This window comes from Streptomyces sp. NPDC025618 (assembly GCF_055558795.1).
Genome location: NZ_JBVHLW010000017.1, coordinates 42,436 through 57,050, shown reverse-complemented (window position 1 = coordinate 57,050; position 14,615 = coordinate 42,436). Strand labels below are relative to the sequence as shown.

The window sequence follows — 14,615 nt, the reverse complement described above, 5'->3', positions numbered from 1 at the left end:
TGCCGGGCCCGGCTCGAAGAGCCGGACCCTCACGTCATGGGGAGATCAGGTGGATCGGAAGTCCGCGAAGGAGCGAATCTCGCGGTGGTGTTTCCCGCTCCCGACCAGCTTGGCGGAGATCGCTGCCGTTCCGCTCACGCGCCGCTCACGTCCCGCTCACGCGGCCGGGACGGGCCTTACGCCCGTGCCGTGAGCCGCGCCCGCGCCGCTTCGTACCGCACCCGGAAACCCTCGTCCGCCGACACCCGCAGCAGCACGCCCAGGGCGCGCGCCGCGCCGTCGTCGAAGCCGGCCGCCTCCGCCTCCCGCGCCGCCCGGTCGAGCCGCCGGACCCCCTCTTCCTCGTCGCCGAGCCCGAGCAGGGCCTCCCCGATCACCGTGGACAGCAGCACGCGGGACGCGGCATGCGCACCGGAGAGCTCGTCGAGGGCCATGGCCGCGGTCGCCGTGTCGAGGGCCGACCGCCATTCCCGGGCATCCAGCCGATGCCGCGCGAGGTGGTAGAGGGCCAGCCGTTCGGTGGGCCGGTCCTCGGCCTCGCGGGCCAGTTCCGCCGCTCGCAGGCACCCTTCCGCGGCTTCCTCCGGATCGCCCAGCGCCGCCTGCGCCAGCGACAGGTTGACCAGCGCGGTCGCCTCGCCGCTCAGATCGCCGGCCCGGACGGCGAGCGCGGGGGCGGCCTCCAGGTGCGCCAGGGCCTCGGCGGTGCGGCCCTCCTCGGTCAGCACCCAGCCGAGCAGGGCCAGCACCCGCGACTCGGTGCGCGGGTCGGCGTCGGCCCGCGCCGCCGCGAGTGCCTTCTCCAGCAGGGGAGTCCAGCCGTCGAGCACCCGCCACACCATGAGCGGCCACAGCGCCAGGACGATCCGCCAGGTCCTGCCGTGCAGCCCGGCGCGGTGCGCCGCGGCCGCTGCCAGCGCGAGGTCGTCGCGCTCGGCCGCGTACCAGGCCATGGCCTCCTCCCGGTCCGCGAACGCCCTTGCCGGGACGGGGATGTGGAAGTCGGCGGGCAGCGTGAAGCACTCCTCGTCACCGGGCTCGGCGGCGGTCGCCGCCGCGAGGGCGGTGGCGGCGTAGTGGTCGAGGACGCGGGTGAGGGCGTCGGGCCCGGCGTCCAGTCCACGCGCGTAGAGCCGTACGAGGTCGTGCAGCGTCCAGCGGCCCGGGGCGGTCTCCGTGACGAGGTGCGCGGCGGCCAGCCGTTCCAGCGCGGCCTCGGCCTCGTCCGGCGAGGTGCCCGCGAGGGCCGCCGCCGCGTACCGGTCGACGTGGGTGCCGGGGTGGCGGCCGAGGTGGGCGAAGTGGTGGGCGACGGACCCGGGGAGCTGCCCCACGCTGAGCCGCAGCGCCGCCCGCACGCCGGTGTCCTCCACGTCGAGGAGGCCCAACCGGCGTGTCTCGTCGGAGAGTTCGGCGCTCATGGCGTCCAGCGGCCACCGCGGCCGGTCCGCCAGCCTGGCGGCCGCCACCCGCAGGGCGAGCGGCAGGCCGCCGCACAGCTCGGCCACCTTCCGCGCGGCCACCGGCTCCGCGAGCACCCGGTCCTTGCCGAGCACTCCGGCGAGCAGCGCCGTGCCGTCCTTTGGCCCGAGCACGTCCAGGGGGACGGGGCGGGCGGCGTCGGAGGCGATCAGTCCGGCCAGCCGGTGCCGGCTGGTGACGACGGTGACGCAGCGGGCGCCGCCCGGCAGGAGCGGTCTGACCTGCTCGGAGTCGCGCGCGTTGTCGAGCACGACCAGGAGGCGGCGGTCGGCGGTGAGGGAGCGGAAGAGCGCGGCCGAGCCGTTCGCCGACTCCGGTATCCGGCGCGGCGCGACGCCCAGCGCCAGCAGGAACTCGCGCAGCGTCTCGGCGAGCGTCGGCTCGCCCGTGTCGCTGAAGCCGCGCAGGTCGGCGTAGAGGCGGCCGTCGGGGAAGACCGCGTGGTTGCGGTGGGCCCACTGCACCGCGAGCGCCGTCTTGCCGACCCCGGCCGGGCCCGTGACCAGGCAGACGGGGGCCTCGCCCGCCGCGGCCCGGGACAGGGCGGTGAGTTCGGCCGCCCGCCCGTGGAAGCCACGCGGCGCGCGGGGCAGCAGGTCGGCCACGACGAGGTGGGGAGCGGCGGGCGGGGCGGCCGCGGGGGCGGCGGCGGGCGGGGTCACGGCCACCGCCTCCGCCGCGGCGTCGCCGTCCCCGCGCAAGGCCGTGCCGTAGGCGTCCGCCAGCTCCCGGCCGGGGTCGACCCCCAACTCGTCGGCGAGCAGCCGCCGGGTGCGGTGGAACCAGTCGAGGGCCTCCGAGCGGCGCCCCGCGCGCTGGAGCGCCCGCATCAGGGCGGCGGCCAGCGATTCGCGCAAGGGATGGGCGGCCGCCACCGGGCGCAGCACCGCGGCCGCCCTGGCGTGCTCGCCCAGGCGTGTGTAGCAGGAGGCCAGTTGCTCCACCGAGGCCAGCCGGAGCTCCTCCAGCGTGTGCGCGGCGGCCTGGAGCGGCGGGCTCGGGTACGTATTGGCCAGCGCGGGCCCCTGCCAGAGGGACAGGGCCTCCTGATACATCGCCACCGCCTCCTCCGGGGCGCGCCGGCCGCGGGCCAGCGTCACCAGTTCCTCGAAGCGGTGGGCGTCCAGCAGGCTCTCGGGCATCCGCAGGGTGTACGCCGCGCCCTGGGTGACCAGCTTGACGCCGTACACCTCGGCGTCGGCCGCCAGCAGCAGGGCCCGCAGCCGGGACACGTGCCCCTGGATGACGCCGCGGGCGCGCTGCGGCGGTTCGTGGTCCCACAGGGCCGCCGCCAACTGGTCGACGGAGACCGGGCAGTTGGGGCGCAGCAGCAGGGCGGCGAGCAGGCTGCACCGCTTGGCGGGCCCGATCGGGAGCTCGCCGTTCCCGGTGGCCACCGACACCGCTCCGAGCAGCCGGAATTCCATCGGTGCACCACCTCCTGCGGGAAGCCCACAGAATACCGGGAAGCGGTTTCCCTGGCACGCTCGGTGGTGGCGAATGGCCTGGTCAGGGGGTGCGGGGCTGGGCGCGGACGTGCATGCGCTCGCCCTGCGGGCCGAACAGGCTGAGCACCTCCACCGGCCCTTTCCCGGTGCTGCCGAACCAGTGCGGCAGCCGGGTGTCGAACTCCGCGGCCTCGCCCGCCTTGAGCACGAGGTCGTGCTCGGCGAGCACCAGCCGCAGCTCGCCGCCCAGCACGTAGAGCCATTCGTAGCCGTCGTGGGTGCGCGGCTCGGGCGTGTCGCGGGCGGTGCGGATGACCATCTTGAACGCCTGGAGGCCGCCGGGCTGCCGGGTCAGCGGTACCACCGTCGTGTCCCCGCGCTCGACCGGCTTCAGCCGCACCCGCGGGTCACCCACCGGCGGCGCGCCGACCAGCTCGTCCAGCGGCACCTGGTGGGCGTGCGCGATCGGCAGCAGGAGCTCCAGGCTCGGCCTGCGCTGCCCGGACTCCAGCCGGGACAGCGTGCTCACCGAGATCCCGGTGGTCCGCGACAGCGCGGCCAGCGTGCACGCGCGCTGCTGACGGATCCGCTTGAGCCGCGGACCGACGGCGGCGAGTACCTCTTCCATCCCTCTATTGCAGAAACGGCAACAAGGTTTGTCAATCCGCCGGACCAGGGCGCATGGTCGGCGGCAGGAGGTGCCCGGCCGCGGAGGGATCTCGCGGGTGGGCACGGATCTCGACCGAGGAAGAGCTGAAGGAGCGGGTGGGATGAACGACTTCGACTGGGCCGCGATGGCCGACATGCTGGAGCGCGAGGGCGAGACCCATAGCCCTTATGTGCGGCAGGCGCTCGACGAGCTGGCGCACCTGGCCCCGCGGCGGGTCCTGGACGTCGGCAGCGGGCCGGGTGTGGCGGCCTGCCGGATGGCGGCGGTCTTCCCCCGGGCGGAGGTCACGGCGGTGGACGGGTCGCCGGAGCTGCTGGCCCGGGCCGAGGAGCGGGCCCGGCGGCTCGGCGTCCGGCTGCGCACCGAGGTGGCGGAGTTCCCCGCCGGGCTCGACGGGCTCGGGCCCGCGGACCTGGTGTGGACGGGCCAGGTCGTGCACCACGTCGGCGACCAGCAGGACGCGCTGGACCGGCTGGCCGGGCTGCTCGCCCCCGGCGGGGTCCTGGCCGTCGTCGAGGGCGGGCTGCCCGCCCGCTGGCTGCCCAGGGACCTGGGCTTCGGCGTCCCCGGCCTCCAGACCAGGCTGGACGCGGCCATGGAGGTGCGCTTCGACCGGATGCGGGCCGAACTGCCCGGCACAGTGGCGGTGGTCGAGGACTGGCCCGGCATGCTGCGTACGGCAGGGCTCACCGAGGTGCGGTCCAAGTCCTTCCTCGTGGACCACCCGGCACCCCCGTCCGACGCGGTCCGCCGGTCGGTGCGCGCCCAGCTGGAGCGCAGCCGGAACTCCCTCGGCGAGCTCCTCGGCGCCGAGGACCTGGCGACGCTGGACCGGCTGCTGGACCCGGCCGACCCGGCGGGTGTCGACCGGCGCGCGGACCTGTTCCTGCTCACCGCGAAGACCGTGCACTTCGGCCGCCGCCCCGAGTGACGGCACCCGCCGAGGGGCTCCTCAGCGCTCCCGCAGCGCCGGGAGGAGCTCCCGCTCCGCCCAGGCCAGGAAGGGAGCCTGCTGGTCCCCGCCGATCTGGACCAGGGCCACCTCCGTGAAGCCCGCGTCGGTGTAGGCCCGCACCGCGTCGACGAAGTCGTCGACCTTGGCGCCGCAGGGGATCGCCTCCGCGACGGCGTCCTTGGTGACGGTGCGGGTCGCGGCGGCGAAGGCGCCGTCGTGAGGCAGTTCGGAGTTCACCGGCCAGCCCAGCCCGGACCAGCGGAACTGCTCGTGCGCCCGGTCGATCGCCGCGTCGCGGTCCGGGTCGTAGCAGACGGGCAGCTGGCCCACCCTCGGCTTGCCCGTTCCGCCGTGCCGGTCGAAGAGGTCCAGGAGCTCCTTCTTCGGCTCGGTGGCGATGACCAGGTCGGCCAGGTGCCCGGCGAGCCGGCAGGAGACCTCGCCCGAGACCGCGATGCCGATGGGCGGGGGCTCGCCCGGCAGGTCCCAGAGCTTGGCGTGCTCGACGTCGAAATACGTGCCGTGGTGGTTGAGGAGCCGCCCCTCGAAGAGCCGCCGGATGATGCCGACCGCCTCCGCGAGCTTGTCCAGCCTGACCTCCGCCGAGGGCCAGCCGCCGCCGACCACGTGCTCGTTGAGATTCTCGCCCGAGCCGAGCCCGAGGCGGAAGCGCCCCCCGGACAGCAGCTGGAGCGTGGCGGCCTGCTGGGCGACCACGGCCGGGTGGTAGCGGGTGGTCGGACAGGTCACGAAGGTCATGAGCGGGATCCGGGACGTGGCCCGCGCGGCGGCGCCCAGGACCGTCCACGCGTGCGGCGAGTGGCCCTGCGAGGCCAGCCACGGGAAGAAGTGGTCCGAGGTCACGGAGAAGTCGAACCCCGCCTCCTCGGCGGCCACCACATGCTCGACGAGGTCCAGGGGACCCGCCTGCTCGGTCATCATCGTGTATCCGATTTGCACCATAGGCCCCGGGTTCCCCGGTCGGCGCCGGCTATGCGGCGTCGATCCGCGGAAACGCCGATTCCTCCAGCACGATCCCGATCGCCACGGCGACCGGGATGGCGATCAGCGCCCCCACGATGCCCAGCAGGGCCCCGCCGACGACCACGGCGACGACCGTCACCAGTGGGTGCACGTCCACGGCGTACCGCATCGCCTTCGGCATGATCAGATAGTCCTCGGCCAGCCGGAACGCGGTGTAGAAGCCCGCGGTGCCCAGCGCCACGGGAAAGGACACCGCCAGGGCCACCAGGCTCACCACCACCCCGCCCACGGTCGACCCCACGACGGGGACCATGTCCAGCAGCGCGACGAGCACCCCGAGCGCCGCCGCGTACGGCACGTCCAGCACCGCGCACCAGGCGAACGTGGCCAGCCCCGCGACGGCCGAGGTCGCGGCGTTGCCCAGCATGTAGCGCCCGACCCGCACCAGCGTCGCCTCCGTCAGCGTCACCACCCCGGCCCGGCGGCTGTGCGGTACGAAGCGGTAGGCGAACCGCTTCAGCTGCTCCATCCCCACCATGAAGTACACGGTCAGGACCACGACGAGCACGGTCCCGGTCACCGCGCTGACGACCAGGTGGCCCGCGCCCAGCAGCCCGCCCAGCACGGCCGTCCCCCCGCCGGAGCCGAGCTGCCGGCGGGCCTTCGAGATCAGGTGGTAGCGGTCCTCCAGGCGGCCCAGCGCGGAGTGGTGGTCGTGCAGCTGCCGCAGCCACTTCGGCACGGAGTCGATCAGCGCGGAGATCTCGTTGGAGACGGGCGGGATCACCAGCGCGAGGAAGCCCGCCAGGAGGGCCAGCGACGCGACGATCACCACGGCCACCGCCCAGCCCCGCCCGAGCCGCCGGCGCGCGAGCCAGCCCACCACCGGCTCCAGGCTGATCGCCACGAAGAGCGCCAGCAGCAGGAGGGTGAGCACACCGCTGATCCGCAGGACCGTCTGCACCGCCAGATAGGCCAGCGTCAGCCCGAGACCCGTGCTGAAGCCCGCCGCGAACCAGGACGCCGTCGGCCGCACCAGCACCCGCCCGGGGCGCCCCGCGCGCGGGCCGCCCCGGGTGCCACCGGGCGGCTCACCCCCGCTCCGCGGATCGTTCTCCGACTGCATCGCACCCTCTCCGGCCGTTCCTCGCTGGACCTCTCCGTACCCCGCGGCCGCACCGGAGCACCGGGGACCTGCCGAATTCCACCTGCTGGGCCGAGCCAGCCCCGGCGGATACCGGATATCGGGAACTCTCCTGAGCATTCCGCTCCCCGTGGGGTACACGTGCCTTGTGATCACCATGGGAGTGGAGGAGGAGTACCTCCTGCTGGACCCCGCCACGGCCACGCTCGTGCCGGTGGCGGACGAGGTGCGCGCGGTGGCGGGCCTGCAGCCGAGTGTGGACGCGCGGGAGGTCCAGTCGGAACTGCTCCAGGCCCAGCTGGAGGTCGCCACCCCCGTCTGCGCCGACCTGGCCGCCGTGGGCGCGCACCTCCTGCGGCTGCGCCGGGCCGTCGCCGTCGCGGCCGACAAGGCCGGCTGCCGGGCCGCCGCGATCGGCACCGCGCCCCTCGCCTGCGCCGCACCGGTCGCGGTCACCGAGCAGCCGCGGTACGCGGCGGTCGCGGCGCTCGGCGCCCGCCTGACGGACGAACAGCTGGTCAACGGCATGCACGTGCACGTCGCCGTCCCCGACAAGCGCGTGGGCACCGCCGTACTCAACCGCGTCCGCCTCTGGCTGCCCGTGCTCGTCGCCATGGGCGGCAACTCCCCCCTGTGGTGGGGACGGGACACCGGCTTCGCGAGCTGGCGCACCGTCGTCTTCGGCCGCTGGCCCGTCAGCGGACCCCCGCCCCACTTCGACGGCCCGGCCGACTACGAACGGCGCGTCGGCGCGCTGGTCGAGGCCGGGGCGATCCTGGACTCCCAGCAGGTCTACTGGCAGGCCCGGCTGTCCGAGCGCTACCCCACGATCGAGGTGCGCTGCCTGGACGTCCAGCTCACCGCCGACGACGCGATGATGTTCGCGGGCATCGTCCGGGGCCTGGTGGCCACGGCCCTGCGCGCGGACCGGGAGGGCGTGCCCCTCCGGCCGTGCCCGCCGGAGATGCTGCACGCCGCGAACTGGCACGCCGCGCGCTACGGGCTGCGCGGTGATCTCCTCGACAGCCGGGGCCGACGGCACCGGGCCGACGGCGCGGTGCGGGCGCTCCTGGACCACATCACGCCCGCGCTCGACGAGTCGGGCGACACGGCCGAGGTCACGCGCCTGCTCCGGCGGTTCTGGCGGCAGGGAGCCCCGGCGGACCGCCAGCGCCGCGCGCTCGCCGCCGGGGGCCTGGAAGCGCTGACGGAACTGGTGCTCTGTTCTGGCTAATCGCCGGTTGAGCGGCCGGCGCCCGGGTTACCCATCAGTCGCACTTCGCCGCGCGGAGCGGGGTGCGCCGGCGATTGGGAGCGTGCCTCATGCTGTTCCGGAGACGGCGCGAGCGGGCCGGGCAGCGGGCCCGGGCGGCCGCGGTGACCGGATTCGTCGTCCTCGACCGGCGGCTGCCCCTCGCGGAAGCGGCCCGGGCGCTGCTGCGCAAGGCGTTCCCGGACCACTGGTCGTACCTCCTCGGCGAGCTCGCGCTGTACAGCTTCGTGGTGCTCGTCCTCACCGGCTCCTACCTCGCGCTGTTCTTCGACCCCGGCATGACGCAGAGCGTCTACCACGGCCCCTACGTGCCGCTGCGCGGCCAGCTGATGTCGCAGGCGTACCTCTCCACGCTCGACCTCAGCTTCGAGGTCCGCGGCGGGCTGCTCATCCGGCAGATGCACCACTGGGCGGCGCTGGTGTTCGTCGCCGCCGCCGCGGTGCACATGCTGCGGGTCTTCTTCACCGGCGCCTTCCGCCGGCCGCGGGAGGCCAACTGGCTGGTGGGGATGACGCTGTTCCTCCTCGCGCTGCTGGAGGGCTTCTGCGGCTACTCCCTGCCCGACGACCTGCTCTCCGGCACGGGCATGCGCACGGCCAACACGATCGTGCTGTCGATCCCGGTCGTGGGCACGTACGCGAGCTCGCTCATCTGGCGCGGCGCCTTCCCCGGCCATGTGATCCTCCCGCGGCTGTACATCGTGCACGTGCTGTTCGTCCCGGGGCTGCTGATCGCGCTGATCACCGCGCACCTGGTGCTGGTCGTCTACCTCAAGCACACCCACTGGGCGGAGCGGGGCCGGACCAACCGCAACGCGGTGGGGCAGCCGATGTTCCCCCAGTTCGTCACCAAGTCCACCGGCCTGTTCATGATGCTCTTCGGCCTGCTGGCCCTGGGCGGCGCGCTCGCCCAGGTCAACCCGGTCTGGAACTACGGTCCTTACCGCGCCGACCAGGTGGCGACGGACGCCCAGCCCGACTGGTACGTCGGCTTCCTGGAGGGCGCGCTGCGCGTCATGCCGCCCTGGGAAACGGTGCTGTGGGGCCACACCTGGATGTGGAACGTGCTGATCCCCGCCGTGATCCTGCCGGGCGTGCTGTTCACGGCCCTCTACCTCTACCCGTTCCTGGAGAAGTGGATCACGGTGGACGGCGCGGAGCACCACTTCAGCGACCGGCCCCGCAACCGCCCCACGCGCACCGCCCTCGGAGTGGCCGGCATCGTCTTCTACGCCGTGCTCCTCGCGGCGGGCGGCAACGATGTGATCGCGTACTCCTTCCGGGTCTCGATCAACACCCTGACGTGGATCTTCCGGGTCGCCGTCGTCCTCGGGCCGGTGGCGGCCTTCATGGTCACCAAGCGGATGTGCCTGGCCCTCCAGGACCACGACCGGAGGACGCTCGCCGAGGGCGAGGAGAGCGGCGAGGTGGAGCAGAGCGTCGAGGGCGGGCTGCGGGAGGGCCACCACCCGCTGTCGGCCCGGCGCGGCTACCGCCTGATGGTGCGTGAGATCCCGCTGCCGTTGCCCGCCGGCGAGGACCCGGTCTCCCGCCGGCAGCGGCTCCGTACGGCCCTGAGCACCTGGTACTACCGCGACCGCGTGGAGCTGCCCGTCACTCCGGAACAGCGGCGGGAGATCGAGGAGCGGACGGCGGCCCCGGTCGAGCCGGGGGAGTGACGCCGGGCGGTCAGTCGCGCCGTCCGTACTGGAACGTCAGGCCCAGGACGCCCGCGCCCAGCACCCCGAAGCCGATGAGGAAGAGCCACAGGCCGTAGACGATGCCCAGCGCGGTGAGGGCCGCGCCGAGGCCGGTCAGCGGAGGGTAGGCGCCGCGCGGCGGGAAGAAGTCGAGCGGCCCGGCGCGCTCGGCGACCTCGGCGCCCTTACGGTCCTCCGGCCGGGGGCCGCGGCGCCGGTGGTTCATGGCGCAGAAGAAGGAGATCAGCGACGCCATGACGAAGGAGACGGTCAGGGCGGCCGTGCCCGCGGGCTCCCGGTCGGACAGCCAGGTGTAGAAGGCGCCGGTGCCGAGGAAGAAGCCGGCCACCCCGGCGAAGAGATACGCCTCGGTCTTCACGTGTCCGCCTCTCCGCGGGGAAGGGCCCGGCTCCCGGACGTCACGGCCGCCGCCTCGGTGACGCCGGGGTGGTGCAGGTCGAAGGCGGGGGAGTCGGAGCGCACGCGCGGCAGGGACGTGAAGTTGTGGCGGGGCGGCGGGCAGCTGGTGGCCCACTCCAGGGAGCGCCCGAAGCCCCAGGGGTCGTCCACCGTCACCCTGGGCGCGTGCCGGGCCGTGTGCCACACGTTGTACAGGAACGGGAGGGTGGAGATCCCCAGCAGGAAGGCGCCCATGGACGAGACGGTGTTCAGGGCGGTGAAGCCGTCCGACGCGAGGTAGTCGGCGTAGCGGCGGGGCATGCCCGACTCGCCCAGCCAGTGCTGCACCAGGAACGTGACCTGGAATCCGGTGAAGAGGGTGAAGAAGTGGATCCTGCCCAGCCGTTCGTCGAGCATCCGGCCGGTCCACTTGGGCCACCAGAAATAGAAGCCCCCGAACATCGCGAAGACCACGGTGCCGAAGAGCACGTAGTGCAGGTGCGCCACGATGAAATAGCTGTCGGTGACGTGGAAGTCGAGCGGTGGCGAGGCGATGAGGACCCCGCTGAGCCCGCCCAGGAGGAACGTCACCAGGAAGCCCGTCGCCCACAGCATCGGCGTCTCGAAGGAGAGGCTGCCGCGCCACATGGTGCCGATCCAGTTGAAGAACTTCACGCCTGTCGGCACGGCGATCAGGAACGACATGAAGGAGAAGAACGGCAGCAGCACCGCCCCCGTCGCGAACATGTGGTGCGCCCACACCGAGGCCGACAGCATGGTGATGGCGGTGGTCGCCCCCACCATGCCCGTGTAGCCGAAGAGCGGTTTGCGGCTGAAGACCGGGATGATCTCGGTGATCACCCCGAAGAACGGCAGGGCGACGATATAGACCTCCGGGTGGCCGAAGAACCAGAACAGGTGCTGCCAGAGGACGGCCCCGCCGCTCGCCGCCTCGAAGACGCGCGCCCCGAACTTCCGGTCCGCCTCCAGCACCAGCAGCGCCGCGGTGAGCACCGGGAAGGCGAGCAGCGCCAGGATGGAGGTGAAGAGGATGTTCCAGGTGAAGACCGGCATGCGGAACATCGTCAGACCGGGCGCCCGCAGGCACAGGATCGTGGCGATGAAGTTGACCGACCCCAGCGTGGTGCTGAGCCCGGCGACCACCAGCCCCATGGCCCACAGGTCGCCGCCCGCTCCCGGCGAATAGACCGCGCTGTTCAGCGGCGCGTAGGCGAACCACCCGAACGGCGCGGCCCCGCCCGGCACCACCAGACCGGAGACGACGATCAGGCCGCCGAAGAGGAACAGCCAGTACGACAGGGCGTTCAGCCGCGGGAAGGCCACGTCGGGCGCCCCGATCTGCAAGGGCATCACGGCGTTGGCGAACCCGGCGAACATCGGCGTCGCGAACAGCAGCATCATCAGCGTGCCGTGCAGCGTCACCAGCTGGTTGTACTGCGCGGTGGAGACGATCTGGAGGCCGGGGCGGGCCAGTTCGGCCCGCATCAGCATCGCCATCAGACCGGCGGCGAGGAAGAACGCGAACGCCGTGACCATATACATGTTCCCGATCACCTTGTGATCGGTGGTGGTGAGGTAGTTCAGGAGCCTGCCGCCCGCCCGGACCCGGGGGTTCCCGGCCGCCTGCCCGGTCTCCGCGGAATTCTCCTGCTCCAGTTGCGGCATGCGCCCCTCCGTGGGCCCCGGCCCGGCGCGGGCTGTCGACGGGACCGGTGTCCCTGGGCGCCTCGTGTGTAGCCGGGCCCGCCCATGGGCAAACCCGGGCGTGCGCCATACGGCGGACGCCGGGCCGCGTTCGGCAAACGGTTCGTCGTCGGGTGCGGGTGCGTCTGGCCGCCCGCGGCGGCGGGCGCCCTCGGGAAGTCGGGGGGCCTCGAACGCCGTCATGGAATCCTGCCGGCGTTCGAGGAGACCGCCCCGCAGTGGCGGTGCGCGCACGGGACGGCCCGCGGGAGTCCGCGGGCGGGCCGCTCAGGCCATCGCCGCCGGCAGGGAGACCACCATCGTCAGGCCCCCGCCCGGCGTGTCCTCCGGGGTGAGCGTGCCGCCCATCGCCTCGGTCAGGCCCCGGGAGATGGCGAGGCCCAGACCGAGTCCCGTGGTGTTGTCGGTGTCGCCCAGCCGCTGGAAGGGGGCGAAGGCGCGCTCCAGGTCGGCGGGGCTGATCCCCGGACCCCGGTCGATGACGCGCAGCTCGACCCGCCCGGCCAGGACGCTGGCCGCGACGCTGACCGGCCGGTCCGGGGGCGAGTGCCGGGTCGCGTTGGCCACGAGGTTGGCGACCACCCGTTCCAGCAGCGGCGGATCGGCGAGCACCTTCGGCACGCCTTCCAGGGAGTGCGGCACGACCGGCACCTCCGGGGCCTCCGGCAGGGTGTCGAGGGCCAGCGCCAGGACCCCGGCGAGCGCGGTGGGCTCCAGCCGCAGCGTGAGCGCCCCCGCGTGGATGCGGCTCATGTCCAGCAGATTGTCGACCAGCCGGTTCAGCTTCACGAGGGACTCCTCGGCGGTGGCGAGCAGTTCCTCCCGGTCGGCCTCGGAGAACTCCACCTCCCGGCTGCGCAGCGAGCTGATGGCGGCCCAACTGCCCGCCAGCGGGGTCCGCAGGTCGTGGCTGACGGCGGCGAGCAGGGCGGTGCGCATCCGGTCGGCTGCCTTGACCGGCTCGACCTCGGCGACGGCCTCGGCGAGGCGCGCGTGCTCGACGGCCGCGGTCAGATGGGCGGCGAAGGCGGTCAGCACCCGGCGTTCGGCCGCGGGCAGGTCCCGGCCGCGGAGCACCAGCTCGCCGTCGGCCCCTATGGGCACCGTCAGCACGGCCCGCACGCCCTCCGGTTCCGCGTTCCGCCCCTGCCCGGCGCCGCGGGGGAGCAGCTCGGCGGACTCCATGCCGAACGTCTCCCGGGTGCGCTCCAGCAGCACCGGCACGTCGTGCTCGCCCCGTAAGATGCCGCCCGCCAGCGACGACAGCGTCTCGGCCTCGGCGGTCGCGCTCGCCGCTCTCCGGCTCAGCCGCAGCGAACGGTCCACGACGGCCGCGACGGTGGCGGCGACGACGGCGAACACCGCGAGGGCCAGCACGTTGTTGGCCTCGTCGATGGTGAAGCGGTCGGTCGGCGGCACGAAGGAGTAATTGAGCAGCAGCGAGGCCGCGACGGAGGCCAGCAGCGCCGAGACCACCCCGCCGATGCAGGCGACACCGACGACGGCCAGCAGGAACAGCAGCGTCACACTGGTCAGGTTGAGGTCCAGCGGACCGGAGACCTGCCGCAGCAGCAGGGTCAGCAGCAGCGGCACGAGCAGCCCCGAGACCGGGCCGCCCACCCGCCGGGCCGCCGGCAGGTCCCGCCGGGGCGCGGGCCGGGGCCGGCCCCGCCCGGCCCGCTCGTGCGTGACCATATGGACGTCGATGTCCCCCGACAGCGCGACCGTCGTCTCGCCCACGCCCCGCGTGAAGCGCGGCAGCGGGCCGCGGCGGCTGACGCCGACCACGAGCTGGGTGGCGTTCTCCGCGCGGGCGAAGTCCAGGAGGGCGGTGGGGACATGGTCGCCGATCACCGTGTGGTACGTACCGCCGAGGCTCTCCACCAGCCGCCGCTGACCGGCCAGGGCCGCGGGCGAGGCCCCCGCGAGCCCGTCGCTGCGGGTCACGTGGACGGCGAGCAGATCGCCGGAGGACCGGGCGGTGATACGGGCGGCCCGCCGGATGAGCGTCTCGCCCTCGGGCCCGCCGGTGAGCGCGACGACGACGCGCTCACGGGTCTCCCAGACGCCCCCGATGCCGTGCTCGGCGCGGTAGCGCTGGAGGGTCTCGTCGACGCGCTCGGCCACCCACAGCAGGGCCAGCTCCCGCAGCGCGGTGAGATTGCCGACCCGGAAGTAGTGCGACAGCGCCGCGTCGATCTTCTCGGGCGCGTAGATGTTGCCGTGCGCCATCCGCCGCCGCAGCGCCTCGGGAGGCATGTCGACGAGCTCGATCTGATGGGCGCGGCGGACCACGTCGTCCGGCACCGTCTCGCGCTGCGGCACGTCGGTGATCTTCTGCACCACGTCGCTGAGGGACTCCAGATGCTGGATGTTGACGGTCGTCACCACATCGATGCCCGCGGCCAGCAGCTCCTCGACGTCCTGCCAGCGCTTGACGTTGCCTGTGCCCGGCACATTGGTGTGGGCCAGCTCGTCCACCAGCGCCACGTCCGGGCGCCGGGCCAGCACCGCCTCCAGGTCCAGCTCGGTGTGCGCCGTGCCCCGGTAGGCGCGCCGCGCCCGGGGCACGACCTCCAGCCCGTCGAGCATCGCCTCGGTGTGCGGCCGCCGGTGGCACTCCGCGAAGGCCACCACCACATCGGTGCCCCGCCGGGCCCGGCGCCGGCCCTCGTCCAGCATGCGATACGTCTTCCCGACGCCGGGGGCGGCGCCCAGGAAGACCTTGAGCCTGCCGGGACGCGGGCCCGGCGCGTCGGTCGGAAGGCTGCCCTGCACCATCGGTTGCTCCTCTGCGGAAAAGGGACGCGTCCGCCGGACGGGGCGGCATGGCGT

10 protein-coding genes are annotated in these 14,615 nt (G+C 73.8%); 3 read left to right on the top strand and 7 right to left on the bottom strand.

All coding sequences use genetic code 11. The annotated features are described in order from the left end of the window. Positions 1-176: 176 nt before the first annotated feature. Together ACZ4A5_RS16730 and ACZ4A5_RS16725 are read right to left on the bottom strand one after the other, a co-directional pair. A complete protein-coding gene (locus ACZ4A5_RS16730; RefSeq protein ID WP_467583628.1) occupies positions 177-2,909 on the bottom strand; it encodes an AfsR/SARP family transcriptional regulator in 2,733 nt (910 codons plus the stop codon). Positions 2,910-2,991: 82 nt separating this feature from the next. Next, the gene (locus ACZ4A5_RS16725) at positions 2,992-3,558 is read right to left on the bottom strand and encodes a helix-turn-helix domain-containing protein (protein ID WP_467583626.1); all 567 of its coding nucleotides are present in this window, start codon (positions 3,556-3,558) and stop codon (positions 2,992-2,994) included. Between the two features lie 142 nt (positions 3,559-3,700). Here ACZ4A5_RS16725 and ACZ4A5_RS16720 point away from each other — a divergent pair, with 142 nt between their 5' ends. Then, positions 3,701-4,531, top strand: coding sequence for a class I SAM-dependent methyltransferase (locus ACZ4A5_RS16720; protein ID WP_467583623.1), 831 nt, complete (start codon positions 3,701-3,703; stop codon positions 4,529-4,531). A gap of 21 nt (positions 4,532-4,552) precedes the next feature. Here the strand turns inward: ACZ4A5_RS16720 and ACZ4A5_RS16715 are convergent, their stop codons facing one another. Both ACZ4A5_RS16715 and ACZ4A5_RS16710 read right to left on the bottom strand, forming a co-directional pair. Further along, a complete protein-coding gene (locus ACZ4A5_RS16715; RefSeq protein WP_467583620.1) occupies positions 4,553-5,518 on the bottom strand; it encodes an LLM class F420-dependent oxidoreductase in 966 nt (321 codons plus the stop codon). Between the two features lie 28 nt (positions 5,519-5,546). After that, a complete protein-coding gene (locus ACZ4A5_RS16710; RefSeq protein ID WP_467583618.1) occupies positions 5,547-6,665 on the bottom strand; it encodes an AI-2E family transporter in 1,119 nt (372 codons plus the stop codon). A 166-nt stretch (positions 6,666-6,831) separates the two neighbouring features. On the opposite strand from ACZ4A5_RS16710, the gene ACZ4A5_RS16705 reads away from it, so the two are divergent. Then, a complete protein-coding gene (locus ACZ4A5_RS16705) occupies positions 6,832-7,917 on the top strand; it encodes a carboxylate-amine ligase (protein ID WP_467583615.1) in 1,086 nt (361 codons plus the stop codon). Between the two features lie 89 nt (positions 7,918-8,006). Next, positions 8,007-9,635, top strand: a complete 1,629-nt coding sequence (qcrB, locus tag ACZ4A5_RS16700; protein ID WP_467583612.1) for a cytochrome bc1 complex cytochrome b subunit — start codon at positions 8,007-8,009, stop codon at positions 9,633-9,635. Positions 9,636-9,645: 10 nt separating this feature from the next. On the opposite strand, the gene ctaF is transcribed toward qcrB, so the two are convergent. From ctaF to ACZ4A5_RS16685, 3 genes are all read right to left on the bottom strand, one after another. Beyond that, positions 9,646-10,035 (bottom strand): aa3-type cytochrome oxidase subunit IV, encoded by a 390-nt coding sequence (ctaF, locus tag ACZ4A5_RS16695; protein WP_467583609.1) that lies wholly within the window; start codon positions 10,033-10,035, stop codon positions 9,646-9,648. After that, positions 10,032-11,741, bottom strand: coding sequence for an aa3-type cytochrome oxidase subunit I (gene ctaD, locus ACZ4A5_RS16690; RefSeq protein WP_467583606.1), 1,710 nt, complete (start codon positions 11,739-11,741; stop codon positions 10,032-10,034). The genes ctaF and ctaD overlap by 4 nt, the downstream gene beginning before the upstream one ends. Before the next feature lie 306 nt (positions 11,742-12,047). Beyond that, a complete protein-coding gene (locus tag ACZ4A5_RS16685; protein ID WP_467583603.1) occupies positions 12,048-14,561 on the bottom strand; it encodes a sensor histidine kinase in 2,514 nt (837 codons plus the stop codon). Positions 14,562-14,615: the final 54 nt, after the last annotated feature.

Bases quoted from the DNA above. Each gene is read 5' to 3' on its own strand.
- ACZ4A5_RS16730 (WP_467583628.1), bottom strand. From the start codon at position 2,909: ATGGAATTCCGGCTGCTCGGAGCGGTGTCGGTGGCCACCGGGAACGGC.
- ACZ4A5_RS16725 (WP_467583626.1), bottom strand. From the start codon at position 3,558: ATGGAAGAGGTACTCGCCGCCGTCGGTCCGCGGCTCAAGCGGATCCGT.
- ACZ4A5_RS16720 (WP_467583623.1), top strand. From the start codon at position 3,701: ATGAACGACTTCGACTGGGCCGCGATGGCCGACATGCTGGAGCGCGAG.
- ACZ4A5_RS16715 (WP_467583620.1), bottom strand. From the start codon at position 5,518: ATGGTGCAAATCGGATACACGATGATGACCGAGCAGGCGGGTCCCCTG.
- ACZ4A5_RS16710 (WP_467583618.1), bottom strand. From the start codon at position 6,665: ATGCAGTCGGAGAACGATCCGCGGAGCGGGGGTGAGCCGCCCGGTGGC.
- qcrB (WP_467583612.1), top strand. From the start codon at position 8,007: ATGCTGTTCCGGAGACGGCGCGAGCGGGCCGGGCAGCGGGCCCGGGCG.
- ctaD (WP_467583606.1), bottom strand. From the start codon at position 11,741: ATGCCGCAACTGGAGCAGGAGAATTCCGCGGAGACCGGGCAGGCGGCC.
- ACZ4A5_RS16685 (WP_467583603.1), bottom strand. From the start codon at position 14,561: ATGGTGCAGGGCAGCCTTCCGACCGACGCGCCGGGCCCGCGTCCCGGC.